This window comes from Aldersonia sp. NBC_00410 (assembly GCF_026342035.1).
Classification (GTDB): domain Bacteria; phylum Actinomycetota; class Actinomycetes; order Mycobacteriales; family Mycobacteriaceae; genus Aldersonia.
On the sequence record NZ_JAPENM010000003.1, the window covers coordinates 341,082 to 361,507 of the forward strand.

Here is a 20,426-nt window from a genome sequence, read left to right on the forward strand (position 1 = left end):
AAGCGACCGATGCCCAGATGTCCGATACAGAGCTAGCCGAAACCCCGAAACCGGCCGAGCAGCAGCGCTCTGCCCTCGCCGGTGCCGTCGATTGGGGACTCGCCGCCAAGACCGGGACCCGACTCGTTCCGCGCGGGCCGCTGACCTCCCGCTACACCGCCGAACAAGCGGTGGCCGAACTTACCGAGGCGTCGGTGCGGGCGGAAGGGCCGGTCCGCGAGGTGACCGGGCTCGCCGATGGTCTCCCGATCCCCGCCGCGCAGATCCTCGACCGGCCGGGTTGGGTGCACGCCGCGGCACGATCGATGGCGGCGCTCACCGCCGGCGGGCTCGACGCTGGCGAGCCGAGCGAGCAGAAGTCGAAGTTCGCGCTGGCCGGCAAAGCGGGCGGACTGCAGGCCGGCGCGATGCTCGCGTTCGTCTCCACCGCGATCCTCGGCCAGTACGACCCGTTCACCGGCGACGACGGATCGTTGCTGCTCGTGGCGCCCAACATCGTCTCGGTCGAACGGACGTTGAAGGTGAACCCGAGCGACTTCCGGCTCTGGGTGTGCCTGCACGAGGTGACCCACCGTGTGCAGTTCTCCTCCTCGCCATGGCTGGCCGGCTACATGCAGCAGGCGGTCGGTGACCTGAGCGCCGTCACCGAAGAGTCGATGACCGAGGTGCTGAGCCGGCTGAACGAGGCCCTGCGCGAACGCCGCCGCCAGCCGCCCGACCCGGGGCAAGGCGGGTTGCTCGGGGTGCTGCGCGCCACGCAGCCGCCCGCGCAGCGCGACGCGCTCGACCGGCTGCTCATGCTCGGCACCCTGCTCGAGGGGCATGCCGACCACGTGATGGACGCCGTCGGACCGGCTGTGGTGCCGACCGTGGTGCAGATCAGGAGTTCGTTCGAGGCTCGCCGCACACGCTCGGTCAACCCACTGCAGAAGCTCATCCGCGCACTGCTCGGCATCGACGCGAAAATGGCGCAGTACGTGCGTGGCAAGGCATTCGTCGACCACGTCGTCGGCCGCGTCGGAATGGCCGAGTTCAACACCATCTGGACCGGGGCCGAGACGCTGCCGCTGACCAGCGAGATCGATGAGCCGGACCAATGGATCGCGCGAGTGCTGGGCTAGCAGTGCTGCCGGAGACGGCGGCCGTCCTCGCGGTGCGTCGTGCGGTGCGCGCATGGCTAGCCGAGACCGGTGCACCACGCCCGGTCGCCGTCGCGCTGTCCGGCGGTGCCGACTCGCTCGCGTTGACGGCCGCTGCCGTCGTCGAGGCGCCGCGGGTGCACGCGCTGATCGTCGACCACGGGCTGCAGGCGGATTCGACCGAAGTGGCTGCGCGCGCGGAGCGGGCGGCGCTGCGGCTCGGTTGCGCCACGGCGCGGGTGCTGCCGGTGCGGGTCGGCAGGAGCGGCGGACTGGAGGCAGCCGCGCGGGAGGCGCGCTACGGCGCGCTGCGGTCCGCTGCCACCGAGGTCGCCGAGGCCTCGGATTCGGCCGAGCTGCCCGTGCTGCTCGGGCACACCCTCGACGATCAGGCCGAGACGGTGCTGCTCGGCCTTGCGCGCGGTTCGGGCGGGCGTTCCATTCACGGCATGCGCGCGCACGACCCGCCCTGGGGACGGCCGCTGCTCGGCGTTCGGCGCGACCAGACCCGGCAGTTGTGCGCCGATCTCGACCAGCCCGTGTACGACGATCCGCACAATTTCGCGCCCGACTTCGTGCGGTCGCGGCTGCGCGGCGAGGTGTTGCCGCTGCTCGAACAGGTTCTCGGCGGCGGGGTCGCGGCAGCGCTGGCGCGCACCGCCGATCAGCTGCGCGACGACGACGACCTGCTCGACGGGCTCGCCGCCGATGCGCTGACCGTGGCCCGGGTGGGTGGCGACCTCGACGTCGCGATGCTCGCCGCCCAGCCGCCCGCACTGCGCCGGCGAGTGATCCGCGCCTGGCTCCTCGACGGGGGTGCCCGCGCGCTCACCGCCAAGCACCTGCACGGCGTCGACGACCTCGTCGTCCGGTGGCGCGGCCAGGGTGGGGTCGCCGTTGGCGGCGGCGCGCCGGGATTCAGGTTGGTAGCCTCGCGCAGGCGTGGCAGGCTCACGCTGGAGCGAAGCACCGACGGGTTCGGTCCGGACCGGGCGCAGGACACTGAAGCAATGCGCGAGACCGACTGAAGGGATGCGGGGACTTGTACGAGGGCGATATCGCGTCGGTGCTGCTGACCGAGGAGCAGATCCAGACCCGCGTGGTCGAACTCGCAGAGGACGTTGCCAAGCGTTTTCCGCCGGGCACGCCCGAGGGTGACCTGCTCCTGATCGGAGTGCTCAAAGGCGCGATCTTCTTCATGACCGATTTCGCGCGGGCATTGCCGATACCGAGTCAGATGGAGTTCATGGCCGTTAGCTCGTACGGCTCGTCGACGTCGTCGTCCGGTGTGGTGCGCATTCTGAAGGACCTCGACCGCGACATCGCCGGGCGCAATGTGGTGATCGTCGAGGACATCATCGACTCCGGCCTCACCCTGTCCTGGCTCAAGCGCAACCTGTCGAGCCGCCAGCCCGCCTCGCTCGAGGTGGTCACCCTGCTGCGCAAGCCCGACGCGGTGAAGGCCGACGTGGACATTGCCGCGGTCGGCTTCGACATCCCCAACGAATTCGTCGTCGGTTACGGCCTCGATTACGCCGAGCGCTACCGCGATCTGCCGTATATCGGCACACTGCACCCGAAGGTGTACGGCGGCGACGACAGCTGACGGCAGCGCCGTCCAGCTAGCCGAGTTATCCACCTAGCCGACGGCGGATATCTCCGCGCTGTCGCGAAACACCAATCGTCCGTCGTCCAGGGCTACGGCCCAGCGCCGCTGCGCTGCCCAGTTTCTGCCCAACCCGGCCGAATCGATCGAGGAACCGAAATCCTCGACGATCGTTCCGGCGAATCTGTCGGTCCCGGAATCGCCGAGGACCACGGTCGTGATCCGATCGCCCACCCGGAATGCCGTGTCGTCGACGGGAGGCTTGCTGCCGGTCATGTCAGCACGGTAGCGCTCGGTCGTGGTTCCCGGACGTCAAATTCGCAGGAGCCCGAATATGGTGCCCGGCGATCCCGTGCCACCTGCGGAAATCACCCCACCCGCCAGCACCAACGCGCCTGCTTCGGGCAGCTCTGCGAGCCCGGCCAGACACTCCAGGCTGATCCGATGTTCGCGGTAGAGCAGCTTCGAAACGGTGTACTCGGTGCCGACGGTATCGATACCGCGGTCGGGGCCGAACGTGTCGATGCCGAGTGCGCCCCGGCGGTGCAGCCGTCCGGTGTCGAGCAGCCACCGCACTGCCGCAACGGCGAAGCCCGGCTGATGCATGTGACCGTCGGCGCCGATATTCGCGAACCGATCCGTGCCCCACCGGCTTTCCCATCCGGTCCAGGCGATGACCGCGGCGCCGGGCGGTATCGGGCCGTGCGCGTCCTCCCAGTCGCGCAGGTCGGCCACCGTTACCGCATAGTCCGGGTCGGCGGCGGCGCGGTCGCGCACATCGACCTTGACCGCCGGGAGCAACAGGTCGCCGGGGTCGAGTTCGTCGGCGGTGCAGCCGGTCGCGGTGAAATGCGCGGGTGCCCCCCAATGTGTGCCGGTGTGCTCGCCCACCTCGAGCACGCGCAGCCGGTAACCGTGCTCGTCGAGCGCGCCCACCTCGGTCAGCCGCGGCGGCGGATCACCGGGAAAGATGCTGATCCTGGCCGGGTCGAGCACGTGCGCGAGGCTGATGACCCGCCACGACTCGGTGAGCACGGCCGACTCAGCGGACATGCATGTTGCCGTGCGAGACGACCCGCTCCAGTGCCCGGAGGTCCTCTTCGAGAATCCGGAACAACCGGTACGCGCCGACGAAGGCGAGGATGCCGAGGACGCACAACACCCGCACCGCGACGATGACCTGCGGGATGTCCTCGGGGGGTATGAACGTCACGCCGGCGACGCCGAGCAACGGCACGGACGCGGCGACCGCGAGATAGAAATTGCTGCGCCGATCCAACCCGCGCAGCTGGCGCGCATCGTGCTCGCTGGGTTTCGCGTGCTGGAGAAAGATCGGGTAAATGCTGCGGACCATGAAGAACGCGATCAGGAAGAAGGGGTAGGCCAGCGCAATCGCTCCGCACACCACGAGCGAGCCGAGGAAATGCACATAGGCGTCGGCCGGTACATCGCCTGCGACGAGTTGCAGGGTGATCGGAAACGTGAGACCCGCCGTCACCCAGAAGGCGAACGCGATCAGCACCGTCCAGTCCGCGACCATCAGCGTGTCGCTGCGGGCCCGCGCCAGGGTCTCGTCGTCGTAGACGCGGCCCTTGCGCAGCCCTCGGGGAACGGTGAGCACACGCCGCGCCAGGTACACCATCAGCGCGCCGGCCAGCGGAAAGAACGTCACGTTGATGATGGTGGTGATCAGCTGGAACTCGCGCTGTGCCTCGTCGGACAACCTGCTGATGATCAGCGTCTGGTTGTGATGGATGTTGTAGATGCTCGCGAGCAGGTTCGGCACCAGAAGCGCCAGCGCGACGACCGGGAAGACATAGGGCCGCAGGCGCAGCCGCCAGCTTCCCGGTGGCGGATCGACCAGGTCGCGGGCGCGGGCATCCAGGCATAGGTCGAGTTGCTGCGCGAATGTGGTGCCGTCGGCCCAGCGATCGGCGGGGTTGGGGGCGAGCGCGGTGGTCAGGACCCGGATGAGCGCGGCGGGGCAATTCGCGGGCAGTGCTGCGAGTGCACCGGCGCCGAGTCCGTTCGCCCGCTCGGCGAGCATGGCGTCGATGACCGTGTCGTCCCCGCCGGAAGCGCCCTCGTCCGGGAACGGTTTGCTGCCGGTGAGCAACTCCCAGAGCACCACGCCGAGGGAGAAGATGTCGCTGCGGGTGTCGAGATCGGCAGCCGTGCCTGCCCGGTCCGTGTGGCACGCGGCGAGCTGCTCGGGGGACATGTACGACAGCGATCCGCCGAAGTAGGCCACCGGGCTGGTGCCGGCCACGTTGCGGCTGTAGCTGATGTTGAAATCGGCGAGCTTCGGCACGCCCTCGGAGGTGAGCAGGATGTTCGCCGGCTTGATGTCGCGATGCAGCACCCCGTGCCGACCCGCGTACTCGAGCGCCTCGGCGAGCCGGCGGCCGAGCCAGGCGACCGTCTCCGGCCAGCTCAGCCCCGCGATCTCCGCACGCACGCTCGAATCGCTCGGCCGGATCTCGCCCTTCTCCTCCATCGCAGCGTCGACCGCGTCGAGCAGCAGCTGCCCGTTGCGTTGCTCCACCGGCGTTGCGCGCACCCAGCGCAGCACACCGAGCAGCGTGCCGCCGGGCAGGAACTGCATGTAGAGCAACTTCAACCGCCGCTGCGGCAGTATTCGCTGGTCGAAGATCCGGACGATGTAGTCGTGATCGAGTCGGGCGAGGGTTTGCGGCTCGGTGCCCCGATCGGCGGACACCTTCACCGCGACCAACCGCTGCATCGAGCGTTGCCGGGCGAGGAAGACGCGCGCGAATGCACCGGCCCCGAGGACCGTGAGCAGGTCGAAATCGTCCACGGACTGGCCGACCTCGACCGACTCGAGCGGGTGTTCGACATCCTGTTCCCGCGCATCGCCGTGGATGGCGGTTCGGGTGATGGAGCCGTACGCGTCAGTGGCCGGCCCGGCCGACTCGAATGCCGCTGTGGCCAACCCGGTCGGCTCGTACTCGGCCCCAATGGTGGCGTCCGGCCCCGGTGCGCGGCGGGTGCTCGGATCGTCGGCGTCCACGTTCAACAACTCGCTGAGCTCCGCGGCCTGCGCGGGGTATTCGCGCAGGCAGTCGGCCGGCTCGAGCTGTTCGCCGCTCTGCCTGCGGATCACGAACTCTTCGTAGACGAGATCGGCGGGCAGGGTGTTGCGCTCCAGATCCGAAAACTCGGCACAGTAGTCGGCGAGGCGTTTGCGGGTCCCGTTTCCCAACCAGCGGTGCTGCAGGTCGACGCGGATCAGGTCGGCGAGGGCATCGGCTCGCGATGATTCGGGCAGGTAGTCGCGCAGGTCGGGCGGGGTGACCGCGTCGACCCAGGCGCGCGCAAACGAGGCGACTGCATCGGTGGCTGCACCGGACTGCGTTCGCCTCGATTCGGGGGCGGCTCCGCCTGCGGTCATATCAATCGGTTCAACTCCGCCTACTAGAGGTTCTCCCGGGACTACGGCGCGACACGCGACGCCGTTCGATTCTGCGATCATCGGAGCGCCGCGCTCGGCGGCCGGGCCGCGAACGGACACCACGAAGCATAGTCGCCGCCGCCCCCGCCCGATGGCGGTGCGGCGGCGTAAGGGCTGCATGAATCTGCCGGTCGCAGCGGGTTTTGGGTGGATACTCGGTGCATGCAGCAGCGCTCGGAGCGAGCGTCCTGGTGGGATGTCGATGACACGTTCACCGCCACCGGGATCGCGCTCGCCGTGCGGTCGGGTCGGTGCGCGCCCGGCGCAACGGTCCGATCGGCGCTCGACACCATCGGCCGCGCCGATCCCGCGATCGGCGCATTCGCCTGTGTCCGGTACGAGCGCGCCGTGGCCGAGGCGGATGCGCTGGCGTCCCGAGCCGACCTCGCCGAGTTGCCCTTGGCGGGTGTTCCGATCGCGATCAAGGACATCATCGACGTCGCCGGCGAGGTGATGCACGCCGGCTCCCGGGCCGCTGCGTCACCACCCGCCGCCGCGGACCATCCGGTGGTAGCCCGGCTCCGCGCGGCCGGTGCGATCGTGGTCGGGCAGACCACGGTGTGCGAACTGGACGCGTGGCCGTTTACCGATTCACCCGGGCACGTCACCCGAAATCCGTGGAATCCGGACCGCACCCCGGGCGGCTCGTCCGGTGGCTCGGCGGCGGCGGTCGCCGCAGGAATGGTGCCGATCGCGCACGGCAGCGACGGTCTTGGTTCGGTGCGCGTTCCGGCGGCGTGCTGCGGCCTATTCGGGCTCAAGCCGGGCCGCGGGGTGGTGCCCGCCCAGATCGGGCGGGACTCCTGGTCGGGGATGGCGGAGAACGGGGTGCTGGCAACGACGGTCGCCGACGGCGCGCTGATGCTGTCGGTGATGGCGGGCGATCCGAGGCTGGCGCGGATCCGGCGGCCGGGGAATCTGCGCATCGGTGTCTCGACGGCGAGCCTCTCACCGCTGGTTCGGGTTGATCCGCAATGGGCGCGGGCGGCTCGCACGGCGGGTGCGGTGCTTGGCGCGGTCGGGCATCGCGTCATCCCGGTCGACGTGCCCTATCCGAAGCTGCCGGTCGCCGTGTGCTCCCGGTGGCTGGCCAACAGTGCCATCGACATCGAAGGTTTCGAGCGGTCTTTGGTGCAGCGGCGCAATCGAAGGCACGCGGCACTCGGCCGTCTTGTGAATAGGCTGGGCCTGGTGCGGAAGTCCGACCTGGACGAGATCGAGGAAGCGATGCGCGGTCTCTTCGACGGTATCGATCTGCTCGTGACACCGACCCTCGCGCGCCCGCCGGCGGCGGCGGTGACCTGGAGTGAGCTCTCGTGGCGGGCCAACGTCACAGCTTCGGTCCGGTACTCACCGCTCGCCGCCATCTGGAACCTGCTTGGTTGGCCGGGCGCAAGTGTTCCCGTCGGCATCCACACGGAGTCGCGCACACCGGTCGCGGCGCAGCTGATCGGTCCGCCGGGCAGCGAAGCCGACATCCTGGCCATTGCCCGGCAGGTGGAGAGCCGTCATCCGTGGGTTCGCCGCCCGCCGGGCGCACGCTGACGCCGCGTCCGCTTCCGTTGCCGCGCTGCCGAGTCGCTTCCGTGGCGGCGGCGGGCAATCTCTGATAGCACCATTACATGGAGCCCAGCCTGCGGGACCTGCGGTATTTCGTGGCAGTCGCGGAGCGGCTGCATTTCACCCAGGCAGCAGCGGATCTCGAGATCGGCCAGCCGACGCTGTCGCGACAGATCCAGCAACTCGAGCGCCACCTCGGCACTGTGCTCTTCGACCGCAACCAGCGTTCGGTGGCGCTGACGGTCGCCGGTCGCGAATTGCTCGTGGGGGCCCGCGCGATCCTGGCGCAATGGGAGCAAACGCGGGCCGCGCTCGCCCCGGCCGGTGACGGGATCCGGCTCGGCATGATGTTCACCCACGAGTTCGGCCTGCTCGAGCAGATGGAGCAGCGCAGTTCGAGTCCGGTGGTGGTCTACTCCTCGACGTACGCGGATCCCTCCGTCGGCCTGGACAGCCGCAAGTCCGACGTGTCGATCATCCTGCTGCCCTTGACGCGGCCGGAAAACTACCGGTGGCGCAAGGTCCGCCGAGAGCCGCGCTGGGTGCTGCTGCCGCTGAAGCACCGGCTGGCGGGCGAGTCCGAGGTTCATTTCGCCGATATCGCCGATGAACCATTCCTGGCGCTGCCCGAAGGGGCCGGGATTCTCCGTGACTACTGGGTCGGCAACGACGTGCGTGAAGGCTCGAAGGCACGTATCTCCGGTATTGCGTCGACGGCGGACGAGCGGGTGGAGGCGGTGGAATTGGGTGTCGGCGTCGTGCTGCTGCCCGAGTTCGCCATGCCGGCGCATCGCTGGCCGGGTACGGTCATGCGCCGCGTCGTCGATATCCCGCCCGCCGAGCTGGTACTCGCCTGGCGCGCCGACGACGACCGCGCCGCGGTCACCCGCTTCATCGACGAGATCTACGGCAATGACCCCGACGCCGAGTGGTTTCCCGAATGAGGCACGCCGGCTACCCGCCGGTTTTGATGCGGCTACCCACCGGTTGCGATGCCGCGTGCCCGTCGCTCGTAGGCCCGGCGCGCCTCGATGTCGACGTCGTCGAGGAACACGTTCTCCATTCCGCTGTGCCTGCCGAGGAACTCGACCAGCCGCGACGGCATGAAGTTCTGGCTGCGCGAGATGGCACCCGCGATCCTGGTCACCGCGATGCGGCGGCGTGGTTTCGCCAGCAGCGCCACCACGGCCGCGGCGATCTCCTCCGGCTCCGCGTTGCGAAATCCCTTGGCGCCGCCCGTTCCCGCAGTCAGTTCGGTGTTGGTGAAGGTCGGTAGCACAGCGGAGAAATGCACCCCGGTGCCGTTGTACTCCGCGCGCATCGCATCGGTGAACGCGAGCACCGCAGCCTTGCTCGCGCTATAGGTGGCCAGCCCCGGGGTCGGCATCTCGCCGGCGATCGACGAGATGTTGATGACGTGCCCCCGCCGTCGCGGCACCATCCGCGCCGCGGCGAGCTTGCTGCCCAGGATCACCCCGTAGGTGTTGATGTCGAGAATCCGGCGCGTGACCGCGTCGGGCTCGTCGACGAGCCTGCCGCACGGCATGATCCCCGCGTTGTTCACCAGCACATCGATCGGTCCGAGTTGGCGTTCGGTGCGGTCGAGGAACGCCTCGAACGAGGTCGGGTCGGTGACGTCGAGCCGGTCGTACACCTCGAGTCCGAGCTCGGCGCCTGCCTCCTTCACCTTCGCTTCGTCGATGTCTCCGATGGCGACGTCGGCGCCGAGCCGGTGCAGCGCGGTCGCCGTCGCGAACCCGATTCCGCGCGCGCCGCCGGTGATGACGACGACCTTGCCGCTCACTTGCGCCGCGCGCCCAGCCCGAGCTTGCTGCGCAGGCCGCGGGCGTAGGCCAGACGCAGCAGGCCGAAGGCGAAGTCCGCGTTGCGCTTCTTGGCGGGGTACCAGAGTGGCTCGGATTTCATCGGCTTGAGTCGCGGTTCGGTGATGGCCTGCCGTCGGCAGTACTTCTGCAGCCCGGCCGCACCGCCCCAACGCGCGCCGACGCCGGAGTCCTTCCACCCGCCCATCGGCAGCGCGTAGCTCTGCAGGTTGGCGATGGCGTCGTTGATGTTGACCGCGCCGGCTTCGAGCTGGCGCGCCACCGACTTGCCGCGCTCGGCATCGCCGGTCCACACCGTCGCCGAAAGCCCGTATTCGGAGTCGTTCGCCAGCCGGATGGCCTCGGCTTCGTCGGCGACCTTCATCACCGGAATGGTCGGCCCGAAGGTCTCCTCGCGGATGCACGACATGGAGTGGTCGACATCGACGAGCACTGTCGGTTCGTAGAACGTGCCCTCGCCGGTCGCCTTGCCGCCGGTTGTCACGCGCGCACCCGCGGCCACGGCTTCTTCCACATGCCGGGCGACGATGTCGCGCTGCCCGGGAGTGGCCAATGCGCCGACGTCGTATTTGAAGCTGCGGTCGTCCTTGCCCTGACGAAGTGCGCCGACGCGCTCGGTGAGCTTGGCGACGAACTCGTCGTACACCGGTGCCTCGACGTAGACGCGCTCCACCGACACACACACCTGCCCGGCGTTGACCAGCCCACCCCAGGCGATGCCGTTGGCGGCCCGGTCGATATCGGCGTCGGCCAGCACGATCGCGGGATCCTTGCCGCCGAGTTCGAGGCTGAACGGGATGAGTCGCTGCGCGCACGCGACCGCGATCGACCGACCGGTGCGGGTGGAACCGGTGAACTGCAGGTAGTCGACGTTGTCCACGACCGCGGCGCCGGTGGCGCCGAAACCGGTGGCCACCGCGAGCACGGGCGGCGCGCCGATCTCCGTCCAGCCGCGGCCGAACTCCACCGCGGACAGCGGCGTGACCTCGGAGGGCTTGAGGAGCACGGCGGCACCCGCGAGCAGGGCGGGGACCACGTCCATCCCGGGCATCGCGATCGGGAAGTTCCATGGGGTGATGACGCCGACCACCGGGAACGGACGGAACACCGTGGTGAGCTTCTTGATCTTGCCGAGCGGACTGTGCGCCCTGGGGTGGTCGTCGGAGAGGAACTTCTCGGCATTGCGGGCGTAGTAGCCGATCAGATCCGCCACCATCGGAACCTCGATCGAGGCGTCGCCGCGTGTCTTGCCCGTCTCGGACTGCAGCACGTCGCCAAGACGTTGCTCGTTGGCGAGCAGCCACTCCTGGAACTTGAACAGCCATTCCGCGCGACCGCTGGGCCCGAGCGCTTCCCACGCGGGCTGGGCCGCGCGCAGTTGCGCCGCCGTGCCGGCAACCGCCTCGGCGGACTCGACCGGCACGGTACCGACGACGCGGCCATCCGCGGGGTTGTGTACTTCGATCTGGGCTGCCTGCTGCGGCGCCTGCGTCGTGGTCACTGGGACCTCCCTGAACTCGGTTTTGAGACGTTGAGACGTGATCCGTTGCACACTCTAAGACGGCTGACCGGCAAATGGGACAGCGCGCCCGACCCCGGCGAATCAGTGCACGTGCGTGTGTTCACCGTGCTCGTGCGTGTGGACGTGCCCATCGTGCGAATGCAGCCGCCGCAGCGGCGGGAGATTCTTCGGCGGCACCTTGCGTTCGGGCAGATCCTCGAGCAGCCGGGTGGTGATGGCCGCGATCTCGGCGACCGCGGCGTCGACGGCCGGTCGGGTCGTGGCCGAGATGCTCGACAGCCCGCCGACCTTGCGTACGTACTGCAGGGCGGCCGCCTCGATCTCCTCTGCCGTTGCCGCAGGTTCGAGTCCGCGCAGCGCGGTGATGTTTCGGCACATACCCCAACAGTAGGTCGGTTCGGGCAGATCAGACACCCGCCGCGACCACCCGCTGCAGCGCGCGCAGGTCGGCTTCCAGTGTCCGGAACAGCCAGTAGACGACCACGAACGCGGCGACGGCGCACACGCACAACCAGCGCATCGGTCCGATGATCAGCGGCAGCTGGCCCGGCAGCAGGAAACTCACCCCGGCCAGCACCGCGATCATCGGCACCGCCGCGGCGATTCCGAGATAGACGGTGGCGCGGCCGCCGAGCGCGTGCAGCCGTCGGGCGTCGTCGGCGGTCAGGTGCCCCCGGCCGTGCCGGAGCAGAGTTGGGTATTCGACCCGCACACACCAGAAGGTCACCAGGAAGAACGGATACGACACCGAGATCGCGCCGCACACCACCAGGGTGACCAGCAGGTGCAGCAGCATTGTGGGCGGTAGATCGCCGACCACGAGGAGTCCGGTGACGAACACCGTGCCTGCCACCACCCAGCCGGCGAATCCGATCAGCGAGGCCCGGTCGCCGACCGTCAGGATGTTTGCGCGGGTGCGGGCCAGGGTTCGCTGGTCGTAGCGGCGACCGTGGCGCAGCCCGTGCGGGACCAGGATCGCGTGCCTGCCCAGGTAGAGCAGCAGTCCGAACACGATCGGGTAGAACGGCCAGTCGACGAAGTTGCCGATGGTCTCGAGGCTGTGGTGCTGTTCGGCGGTCAGCGCAGGGTCGATCAGCCGGCCGTTGTGGTTGTTGTTGTAGAGCACCGCGCCGAAATTGCCGACCGCGCCGGCCAGGGTGGCGACGACGACCGTCCACGGCGCGAGGCGACGCTGCCAGCTCCTGGCCGGCGGATCGACGAGGTTGCGGGCCCGCACATCGAGGCAAAGGTCGAGCTGCGTGGCGAGTTCGCGACCGCGTTCCGGGCGGTCCGCCGGATCGGGGGCCAGGCAGCTGAGCAACACCCGGCGCAGCGCGGCGGGGCAGTCGGGCGGCAGGTCGGCGAGCACCCGGTCTTCGATCGGACGGTCCCGCAGTGCGAGCTGGTGGTCGATGGCGGTGGGCAGCCCGGCCGGGCCCGGGTCCGGCTCGTCGGCGTCGGCACCGAAGGGACGGCGCCCGGTGAGCAGTTCCCACAGCATCACCGCGAGCGCGTACAGATCCGAGCGGGTGTCGAGGTCCGCGGCGCTGCCCGACCGGTCGGGATGTGCGGCGGCGAGCTGCTCGGGCGACATATACGACAGCGAGCCACCGAAGTACCGCAATGGATGCGCATCGTGCACGTGTTCGTCGAAGCTGATGTTGAAGTCGGCGAGTTTCGGTGCGCCCTCGGCGGTAAGCAGCACGTTGGCCGGTTTGATGTCGCGGTGCAGCACGCCGCGGCGGTTGGCGTAGTCGAGCGCGTCGGCGAGCCGGCGACCGAGCCAGGCGACCGCTTCGGGCCAGCTCAGCCCCGCGATATCGGCCCGGCTGCGCGATTCGCTCGGCCGGATCCCGCCGCGGTCGGCAAGTTCGGCGTCGATCGCGTCGAGCAGCAGCTGCCCGGTCCGCGCATGGGGCGGGGTGTCGCGCACCCGGCGCAGCACGCCGAGCAACGTGCCGCCCGGCACGTACTGCATATAGACGAGCTTGAGCCGGTCGTGCTCGATCAGGCGCTGGTCGAACACCCGGACGATGTGGTCGTGGTCCAGATGCGCCAGGGTCTGCGGTTCGCTGCCATGGTTGTGTGAGATCTTCACCGCGACGAGGCGTTGCATCGACCGTTGCCGGGCGAGGAAGACGCGGGCGAACGCGCCTCGGCCGAGGGCGGTCAGCAGGTCGAAGTCGTCGATCCGGGCACCCGCGTCGATGATCTCGAGCGCACCGTCGAGGTCGCCGCCGCCGGTGGCACCCCGCCGGTCCGGCACGACCAGCGCGGTGGCCGTCCCGCCGCCACTACCGGTGTTCGCCAGGGTCTCCATACCGAGGAATCACCGCGGACTGCGGATTCATTAACGCCACCGGCGGATCGGTGACCGGCGGATCGCGTCGGAGTTGCGCTGCTCACCCCAACCCGGATCGGGAACCACATCGGTGGGCGAGACGTTGCACATTCCGGGCCTGCACCGTCGTAGGCCCACGTTGTTCGCGGTAGCCTGGTGTTTCCGCCTCGTGTGCTGGACTTGGCGCGCCCGCGAGCAAGCGCCACCGTTTCGTCGCGCACGACTCGGCGGTGGAGACTGGACACGAAAGGACAGGCCACCGTGGCCGAGGCTGTATGAATCGCAAGACTGTCTTCCGCAACCTGGCGATCGTCGCCGGGATTCTGCTGGTCATTTACGCGTTCAGCTATTTCGGAAACAGCACGCGTGGCTGGGAATCCGTCGACACATCTGTGGCGCTGACCCAGCTCAGCGACCAGAACGTCACCGAGGCGCAGATCGATGACCGCGAGCAGCAGCTACGGCTAACGCTGAAGACGGGCAACGACGCGACCAACGGCAAGACCGAAATTCTCACGAAGTATCCGGCAGCAGCGTCCGACGAGGTCTTCACCGCGGTACAGAACTCCGGTGCGGAAAAATACAACACGAAGGTCAGCCAGCAGAACTGGCTTTCCCAGCTGCTGATTTTCGTCCTGCCGATGGTGATCCTGCTCGGCCTGTTCATCTTCGTGATGGGCCGTATGCAGGGCGGCGGCCGTGGTGGCGTCATGGGCTTCGGCAAGTCGAAGGCCAAGCAGTTGACCAAGGACATGCCCAAGACGACGTTCAACGACGTCGCGGGTGCCGACGAAGCGGTCGAAGAGCTCTACGAAATCAAGGACTTCCTGCAGAACCCGGCGCGCTACCAGGCGCTGGGCGCAAAAATCCCCAAGGGCGTGCTGCTCTACGGCCCGCCCGGCACCGGTAAGACGCTGCTCGCGCGTGCCGTGGCCGGTGAGGCCGGGGTGCCGTTCTTCACCATTTCCGGCTCGGACTTCGTCGAGATGTTCGTCGGTGTCGGCGCCTCCCGGGTACGCGACCTGTTCGAGCAGGCCAAGCAGAACAGCCCCTGCATCATTTTCGTCGACGAGATCGACGCGGTCGGCCGCCAGCGTGGCGCCGGCCTCGGCGGTGGCCACGACGAGCGCGAGCAGACGCTGAACCAGCTGCTCGTCGAGATGGACGGCTTCGGCGACCGCACCGGCATCATCCTGATCGCCGCGACCAACCGCCCCGATATTCTCGACCCGGCGCTGCTGCGCCCGGGACGTTTCGACCGCCAGATCCCGGTCGGCAGCCCGGATCTCGCCGGTCGACGCGCGATCCTACGGGTGCACGGCCAGGGCAAGCCGATCTCGCCCGACGCCGACCTGGAGGGCCTGGCCAAGCGGACCGTCGGCATGTCCGGCGCGGACCTGGCCAACGTCGTCAACGAGGCCGCCCTGCTCACCGCCCGCGAGAACGGCGCAGTGATCACCGGTGTGGCGTTGGAGGAAGCCGTCGACCGCGTCATCGGTGGCCCGCGCCGCAAGAGCCGCATCATCAGCGAGCACGAACGCAAGATCACCGCGTACCACGAGGGTGGGCACACGCTGGCTGCCTGGGCGATGCCGGATATCGAACCGGTCTACAAGGTGACGATCCTGGCCCGCGGCCGCACCGGTGGCCACGCGATGACGGTGCCCGAGGACGACAAGGGTCTGATGACCCGCTCGGAGATGATCGCCCGCCTGGTGATGGCGATGGGTGGTCGCGCCGCCGAGGAACTGGTGTTCGCCGAGCCGACCACCGGCGCGTCGTCCGACATCGATCAGGCCACCAAGATCGCACGTGCGATGGTGACCGAGTACGGCATGAGCGCCAAGCTCGGCGCGGTCCGGTACGGAACCGACCACGGGGATCCGTTCCTCGGCCGCACCATGGGTACCGCGCCCGATTACAGCCACGAGATCGCCCGCGAGATCGACGAGGAGGTGCGCAACCTGATCGAGGCCGCGCACACCGAGGCATGGGCGATCCTCAACGAGTACCGCGATGTGCTCGACGAGCTCGCGACCGCCTTGCTGGAGCGAGAGACGTTGCACCGCAAGGATCTCCAGGCGATATTCACCGCGGTCGAGAAGCGTCCGCGGATCACCGCGTTCAACGATTTCGGCGAGCGGGTGCCCTCGGACAAGCCGCCGGTGAAGACCCCGCGCGAGCTCGCGCTCGAGCGCGGCGAACCCTGGCCCCCGGCCGATACGCACCAGCCCCCGTCCGACACGCCGCAGCCTCGGGCAGCCGAGCCGACGCAGCCGCGCGGGCAGACGCCGGAGAACCCGGCCGCCCCGCAGCAGCCGTGGCAGCCGGAACCGCAACCGACCCCGTCGGGCTATCCGGCGCCGCCCGGACCGCCGGCGCGCGCGGGCTACCCGGCCCACCCCGGTCACGCGAGCTACCCGCCGCAGTCCGGTGCGACGAAGGGTTCGCGTCCGGATTACGGCGCTCCAGCCGGCTGGTCGGCCCCCGGTTGGCCGCCGAGCGAGCCGGTCGGTGGACCGCGCGAGCGGAACTGGGACGAGTCGGCGCAGTGGGGACAGCCCGGGGCAGGCCAGTGGGGACAGCCCGGGGCGGGCCAGTGGACACCGCCCGAGTCGGGCCAGTGGACACCGCCCGAGTCGGGCCAGTGGGGACAGCCCGGGGCGTGGGATCAGCCGGAGCAGAATGGTCGGTGGACGGCGCCCAAGCGGTCCGGTGAGCAGCAAAACGGTCATCCGGGCGACCAGAATGGCCACCCGGCGTCCGACCAGAATGGTCACCCGGCATCCGACCAGAATGGTCATCCGGCTTCCGGCGACGAGAACGACGGTCGCAACGGATCGCAGTCGCAGTGGTGGCGCGGGTCCAACGGCAGGAGCTGACGTCCCGCACGGTCGGGCCCGCAATCTAGGCTTGGGCCAAGTAAAACGGCACCGGCACGACAGCGCGTGCGGCCGCCGGTGGAGAACACGTGGAGGTGCTCGGATTGGCGGTCGAACAGATCAACGGTGACACCCGCCCGGCGGAGACGAACGGTCGCACTCCCGACCCGGACGGTTCCTCGGTACCCGCCGAGGAACTTGTCGCGTTGGGGACCGGCCGGGCGTTCGATCAGCCGCGTGCCGAGGCGGCGGTTCGCGAGCTGCTGATCGCGGTCGGAGAGGACCCGGACCGGCCCGGACTGCTCGATACTCCGGCCCGTGTCGCGCGTTCGTATCGCGAGGTATTCGCCGGGCTGTACACCGAACCCGACCGGGTCCTCGACACCACGTTCGACGAGGGCCATCAGGAACTCGTGCTGGTTCGCGACATCCCGCTCTACTCCACCTGCGAGCATCACCTCGTGTCGTTCCACGGTGTCGCACACGTGGGCTATATCCCGGGTAAGACCGGGCGGGTCACCGGGCTGTCCAAACTTGCCCGGGTGGTCGATCTGTATGCCAAGCGGCCGCAGGTGCAGGAGCGGCTGACCAGCCAGATCGCCGACGCCGTGATGCGCAAGCTCGATCCCCGCGGCGCGATCGTCGTGGTGGAGGCCGAGCACCTGTGCATGGCGATGCGCGGTATCCGCAAGCCGGGCGCGAGCACGACGACGTCGGCCGTGCGCGGCCTGTTCCAGTCCAGCGCAGTCTCCCGCGCCGAGGCGCTGGATCTGATTCTGCGCAGGTGAGCGGTCTCCCGACGCCCGGCGGCGGGCGCTCCTGCGTGGTTATGGGCGTCGTGAACGTCACCACCGACTCCTTTTCCGACGGCGGCCGATATCTGCTGCACAGCGCAGCCGTCGAGCATGGGCTCGAGCTGCGCGCGCAGGGCGCGGACCTGATCGACGTCGGCGGTGAGTCCACGCGTCCCGGCGCGGCCAGGATCGATCCCGAGATCGAGGCGCGGCGGATCGCACCGGTGATTGCCGACCTAGCCGCTGCCGGTGTCTCGGTCAGCGTCGACACCATGCGCGCGAGCGTCGCCGCCGCCGCGATCGAGGCGGGGGCCGCGGTGGTCAACGACGTGTCCGGTGGCCGTGCCGACCCCGATATGGCTCGCGTCGTCGCCGACGCCCGGGTGCCGTGGATTCTGATGCACTGGCGCTCGGCCGCGGACTTCGCGCACCGCAGCGCCGCGGCACATTACGGGGATGTCGTGGCCGACGTGCGCGCAGAGTTGCTCGAGTGTGTCGACGCGGCGGTTGCGGCCGGGGTCGACGCATCCCTGCTGTCGATCGATCCGGGACTCGGCTTCGCGAAGACGGGCGAGCACAACTGGGCGTTGTTGAAAGCGTTGCCGGAGTTTGTCGCGCTCGGCCTGCCGGTGCTGGTTGGGGCGTCGCGCAAGCGGTTCCTCGGCACCCTGCTCGCCGACGCGGACGGTCCGCGCGCACCCGACGGCCGCGAGGTGGCCACCGCCGCGGTGTCGGCGCTCGCCGCGGCGCAGGGTGCCTGGGGTGTGCGGGTGCACGACGTGCGATCGTCCCTCGACGCGGTGGCGGTGGCGAGCGCGTGGCAGCACGGCGGCACGGCGAACACCGAGGATGGGACGAGGGGACCGGGCGAGTGAGCGATCGCATCGAACTACGCGGGCTGCGGGTGCGCGGTCACCACGGAGTCTTCGAGCACGAGCGCCGCGACGGCCAGGACTTCCTGGTGGACATCACGCTGTGGCTCGACCTCGCCGCGGCGGCGCAGTCCGACGAGTTGGGCGACACCTACGACTACGGCGCGCTGGCCGACGCCGCGGTGGCGGTGCTGGCCGGCCCACCGCGCAACCTCATCGAGACCGTTGCCGCAGAGATCGCCGACGGGGTGCTGAGTGACGTCCGGGTGCGTGGTGTCGAGGTGACGGTGCACAAACCGTCCGCGCCGATTCCGCACACCTTCGCCGATGTCGCGGTGACGGCGCGACGCACCCGAAATCGGCACGATGACGAGTTGCGATGACGGTAGCGGTGCTCTCGATCGGATCGAATATCGGTGATCGGCTCGCCCACCTGCAGTCGGTGGTCGACGGGCTCGGCAGCCGGGTCCGCGCCGTGTCGGGGGTTTATCGGACCGCGCCGTGGGGCGGCGTGGAGCAGCAGGACTTTCTCAATGCCGTTGTGATCGCCGAGGATCCGGAGCTGGATCCGATCGGGTGGCTACTGCTCGGCCGGCAGTTGGAGACCGCGGCGCAGCGGCATCGCGACCTCCGATGGGGCCCCCGCACACTCGATGTGGACGTGATCACCTGCGGTGCCGAGATTCGCGCCGATCCCGAGCTGACGCTGCCGCACCCGCGCGCTCACGAGCGCGCATTCGTGTTGGTGCCGTGGTTGGACGTCGACCCCGACGCGACGCTCGCCGTCGCAGGTGCCACACGTCGGGTGCGTGATCTGCTGGCCGAACTCGACTCCGCGGAGCGGGACGGCGTGCACCGCACCGAATCGGTGCTGCGCACATGACGGGCGAACTCAAACCGACCCGGATCCGCGACCTGCTTACCGTGTTCGTGGTGGCGACGCTCGCGGCCTGGGTTCTGCTGCGCGTCTACTACGGCGATCTGCCGCCGATTCCGGTGTTCGCGGGCGCCTCGTTGTACCTGGTCGCTGCGGTGGAGGTGGTTGCGGCATTCATGATCCGGGCACGGATCGACGACCACCGGATCGGCGACGGACCTCGGCAACTGCACCCGATCACGGCTGCCCGTGCGGTGGCGCTCGCCAAGGCCTCCGCGTTGGTCGGTGCCGCCGTGGCCGGAATCTGGCTCGGTTTTCTGCTCTACGTTTTTCCGAAGCGGTCGGTCCTGTCCGCTGCGGTCGATGACAGCCCGGGCGTGATCGTCGGGTTGTTCGCGGGCATCGCCCTGGCGGGTGCGGCATTGTGGCTCGAGCACTGTTGCCGCGCGCCCGACGATCCGTCCGATCAGTCGGTGGATTAGGGGTCCGGGGTGGAAATCGCATCGCCGCGCAATCCGGCGCGCGCTCAATCGAAGCGGCCGGTCACGAGAGTGGGAACGGCCGAAGGCCGGCCGTTCCGTTGTCCGGGGCGGTTACGCTGGACGCCATGACTTTTTCGGCTCGTTCCGGCTCTTCACGAGGCAGCCGGCCCGGCTCTTCACGACGCAGCCGACGCTTTCGTACCCAGGTGATCCCCGGCGTATTGATTCTGCTCGGCGTGATCGCCACCGGGTTCCTGGTTTTCAGTGACAGCGTCGAGCTGCTTCGGCTTGGCCTGATGGCCGCGGTCTGGGCGGCCGTCATCGCCGCGTTCGCGATGACGCGGTACCGCCGCGAGTCCGATCTGGACAAGGCCAAGGTCGACGATTTGCAGACCGTCTACCGGCTGCAACTGGAACGGGAGGTCTCGGCGCGGCGGGAGTACGAGCTGGGCGTGGAAACCCGGGTGCGCCGCGAAGTCGGGATCGATGCCGAGGAACTGGCCGGCCTGCGCACCGAACTGGCTGCGCTGCGCCGCAATCTCGAGATCCTCTTCGACGGCGAGCTGCCGGCCGAGCGGCTCGCGCTGCGCGCCGAGTCGATCAGGCTCGCCGAGCTCACCGGCACGGCGGAGGGTGCCGGGCAGCCCGACGAGCTGCAGCCCGAGCAGCCGGAGCCGATCGCCCCGGTGCCCGCGTACGGCACCGGAACCCATGCCAACGTGCCCCGGTTTGCCTCGCCCGACGACGACCCGGTGACCGCCGAGACGGCCGCGATCCGACTCGACGAGCACGCCGACCGCGATGACGAGACGGAATGGGCCGAGGTCGCCGACGAACCCGCCGACGAACCCGCCGGGGGAGCGCACGAGGCCGCACCGACGGCCGCGCAGTACGATCCTGAGCCGCCGCCCGGTGTGCCGGTGTCGCGTCGCCGCAGGCGCGCCGCGGACAATGACGACCTCGGGCCGGGTACCGCCGGCCTTTCGGTGGCGCAGATCCTCGCCAACCTCGCGGCGGAGAAGTCGAACTGACGCG

Annotated in this window: 19 protein-coding genes; 12 read left to right on the forward strand and 7 right to left on the reverse strand. The window is 69.3% G+C overall.

The window, feature by feature from the left end; translation table 11 throughout:
* The first annotated feature begins 17 nt into the window (after nucleotides 1-17).
* Genes OG921_RS08520 through hpt form a run of 3 tightly spaced genes read left to right on the forward strand, consistent with a single transcriptional unit; the run spans nucleotide 18 to nucleotide 2,745 of the window.
* On the forward strand, nucleotides 18-1,121 hold the full coding sequence (locus OG921_RS08520) for a zinc-dependent metalloprotease (RefSeq protein WP_266112287.1): 1,104 nt from the start codon (nucleotides 18-20) through the stop codon (nucleotides 1,119-1,121).
* The gene (gene tilS / locus OG921_RS08525; RefSeq protein WP_266111941.1) at nucleotides 1,097-2,167 is read left to right on the forward strand and encodes a tRNA lysidine(34) synthetase TilS; all 1,071 of its coding nucleotides are present in this window, start codon (nucleotides 1,097-1,099) and stop codon (nucleotides 2,165-2,167) included. Before OG921_RS08520 ends, tilS begins: the two co-directional genes overlap by 25 nt.
* Nucleotides 2,168-2,181: 14 nt before the next feature.
* Entirely contained in the window at nucleotides 2,182-2,745 is a 564-nt protein-coding gene (gene hpt / locus OG921_RS08530) for a hypoxanthine phosphoribosyltransferase (protein WP_266111942.1), read from the forward strand.
* A 33-nt stretch (nucleotides 2,746-2,778) separates the two neighbouring features.
* On the opposite strand, the gene OG921_RS08535 is transcribed toward hpt, so the two are convergent.
* Genes OG921_RS08535 through OG921_RS08545 form a run of 3 tightly spaced genes read right to left on the reverse strand, consistent with a single transcriptional unit; the run spans nucleotide 2,779 to nucleotide 6,157 of the window.
* Nucleotides 2,779-3,021 (reverse strand): hypothetical protein, encoded by a 243-nt coding sequence (locus tag OG921_RS08535; protein WP_266111943.1) that lies wholly within the window; start codon nucleotides 3,019-3,021, stop codon nucleotides 2,779-2,781.
* Nucleotides 3,022-3,057: 36 nt separating this feature from the next.
* On the reverse strand, nucleotides 3,058-3,798 hold the full coding sequence (locus tag OG921_RS08540; RefSeq protein ID WP_266111944.1) for a cyclase family protein: 741 nt from the start codon (nucleotides 3,796-3,798) through the stop codon (nucleotides 3,058-3,060).
* Nucleotides 3,788-6,157, reverse strand: coding sequence for a serine/threonine-protein kinase (locus OG921_RS08545; RefSeq protein ID WP_266111945.1), 2,370 nt, complete (start codon nucleotides 6,155-6,157; stop codon nucleotides 3,788-3,790). Before OG921_RS08545 ends, OG921_RS08540 begins: the two co-directional genes overlap by 11 nt.
* Nucleotides 6,158-6,379: 222 nt before the next feature.
* Here OG921_RS08545 and OG921_RS08550 point away from each other — a divergent pair, with 222 nt between their 5' ends.
* Both OG921_RS08550 and OG921_RS08555 read left to right on the forward strand, forming a co-directional pair.
* Entirely contained in the window at nucleotides 6,380-7,762 is a 1,383-nt protein-coding gene (locus OG921_RS08550; protein ID WP_266111946.1) for an amidase, read from the forward strand.
* Between the two features lie 77 nt (nucleotides 7,763-7,839).
* Nucleotides 7,840-8,721, forward strand: a complete 882-nt coding sequence (locus OG921_RS08555; protein WP_266111947.1) for a LysR family transcriptional regulator — start codon at nucleotides 7,840-7,842, stop codon at nucleotides 8,719-8,721.
* 32 nt (nucleotides 8,722-8,753) lie between these two features.
* Here the strand turns inward: OG921_RS08555 and OG921_RS08560 are convergent, their stop codons facing one another.
* The 4 genes from OG921_RS08560 to OG921_RS08575 form a co-directional block, all read right to left on the reverse strand.
* Nucleotides 8,754-9,581 carry an SDR family oxidoreductase gene (locus OG921_RS08560; protein WP_266111948.1) on the reverse strand — a complete coding sequence of 276 codons (828 nt, stop codon included), beginning with the start codon at nucleotides 9,579-9,581 and terminating at the stop codon, nucleotides 8,754-8,756.
* Complete coding sequence (locus OG921_RS08565) at nucleotides 9,578-11,122, reverse strand: aldehyde dehydrogenase family protein (protein ID WP_266111949.1); 1,545 nt, start codon at nucleotides 11,120-11,122, stop codon at nucleotides 9,578-9,580. The genes OG921_RS08560 and OG921_RS08565 overlap by 4 nt, the downstream gene beginning before the upstream one ends.
* A gap of 102 nt (nucleotides 11,123-11,224) precedes the next feature.
* Nucleotides 11,225-11,521 (reverse strand): DUF2277 domain-containing protein, encoded by a 297-nt coding sequence (locus tag OG921_RS08570; protein ID WP_266111950.1) that lies wholly within the window; start codon nucleotides 11,519-11,521, stop codon nucleotides 11,225-11,227.
* A 28-nt stretch (nucleotides 11,522-11,549) separates the two neighbouring features.
* Nucleotides 11,550-13,463 (reverse strand): serine/threonine-protein kinase, encoded by a 1,914-nt coding sequence (locus OG921_RS08575; RefSeq protein ID WP_266111951.1) that lies wholly within the window; start codon nucleotides 13,461-13,463, stop codon nucleotides 11,550-11,552.
* A 296-nt stretch (nucleotides 13,464-13,759) separates the two neighbouring features.
* Here OG921_RS08575 and ftsH point away from each other — a divergent pair, with 296 nt between their 5' ends.
* The 7 genes from ftsH (at nucleotide 13,760) to OG921_RS08610 (ending at nucleotide 20,422) form a co-directional block, all read left to right on the forward strand.
* Nucleotides 13,760-16,366 (forward strand): ATP-dependent zinc metalloprotease FtsH, encoded by a 2,607-nt coding sequence (gene ftsH, locus OG921_RS08580; RefSeq protein WP_266111952.1) that lies wholly within the window; start codon nucleotides 13,760-13,762, stop codon nucleotides 16,364-16,366.
* 206 nt (nucleotides 16,367-16,572) lie between these two features.
* Nucleotides 16,573-17,154 carry a GTP cyclohydrolase I FolE gene (gene folE, locus OG921_RS08585; RefSeq protein WP_266112288.1) on the forward strand — a complete coding sequence of 194 codons (582 nt, stop codon included), beginning with the start codon at nucleotides 16,573-16,575 and terminating at the stop codon, nucleotides 17,152-17,154.
* 41 nt (nucleotides 17,155-17,195) lie between these two features.
* Complete coding sequence (folP, locus tag OG921_RS08590) at nucleotides 17,196-18,035, forward strand: dihydropteroate synthase (protein ID WP_266112290.1); 840 nt, start codon at nucleotides 17,196-17,198, stop codon at nucleotides 18,033-18,035.
* Nucleotides 18,032-18,415, forward strand: coding sequence for a dihydroneopterin aldolase (gene folB, locus OG921_RS08595; protein WP_266111953.1), 384 nt, complete (start codon nucleotides 18,032-18,034; stop codon nucleotides 18,413-18,415). Before folP ends, folB begins: the two co-directional genes overlap by 4 nt.
* Nucleotides 18,412-18,915 (forward strand): 2-amino-4-hydroxy-6-hydroxymethyldihydropteridine diphosphokinase, encoded by a 504-nt coding sequence (gene folK, locus OG921_RS08600; protein ID WP_266111954.1) that lies wholly within the window; start codon nucleotides 18,412-18,414, stop codon nucleotides 18,913-18,915. Before folB ends, folK begins: the two co-directional genes overlap by 4 nt.
* The gene (locus OG921_RS08605; RefSeq protein WP_266111955.1) at nucleotides 18,912-19,391 is read left to right on the forward strand and encodes a DUF3180 domain-containing protein; all 480 of its coding nucleotides are present in this window, start codon (nucleotides 18,912-18,914) and stop codon (nucleotides 19,389-19,391) included. The genes folK and OG921_RS08605 overlap by 4 nt, the downstream gene beginning before the upstream one ends.
* A 206-nt stretch (nucleotides 19,392-19,597) precedes the next feature.
* Nucleotides 19,598-20,422 carry a DUF6779 domain-containing protein gene (locus tag OG921_RS08610; protein WP_266111956.1) on the forward strand — a complete coding sequence of 275 codons (825 nt, stop codon included), beginning with the start codon at nucleotides 19,598-19,600 and terminating at the stop codon, nucleotides 20,420-20,422.
* The last annotated feature ends 4 nt before the right edge of the window (nucleotides 20,423-20,426 follow it).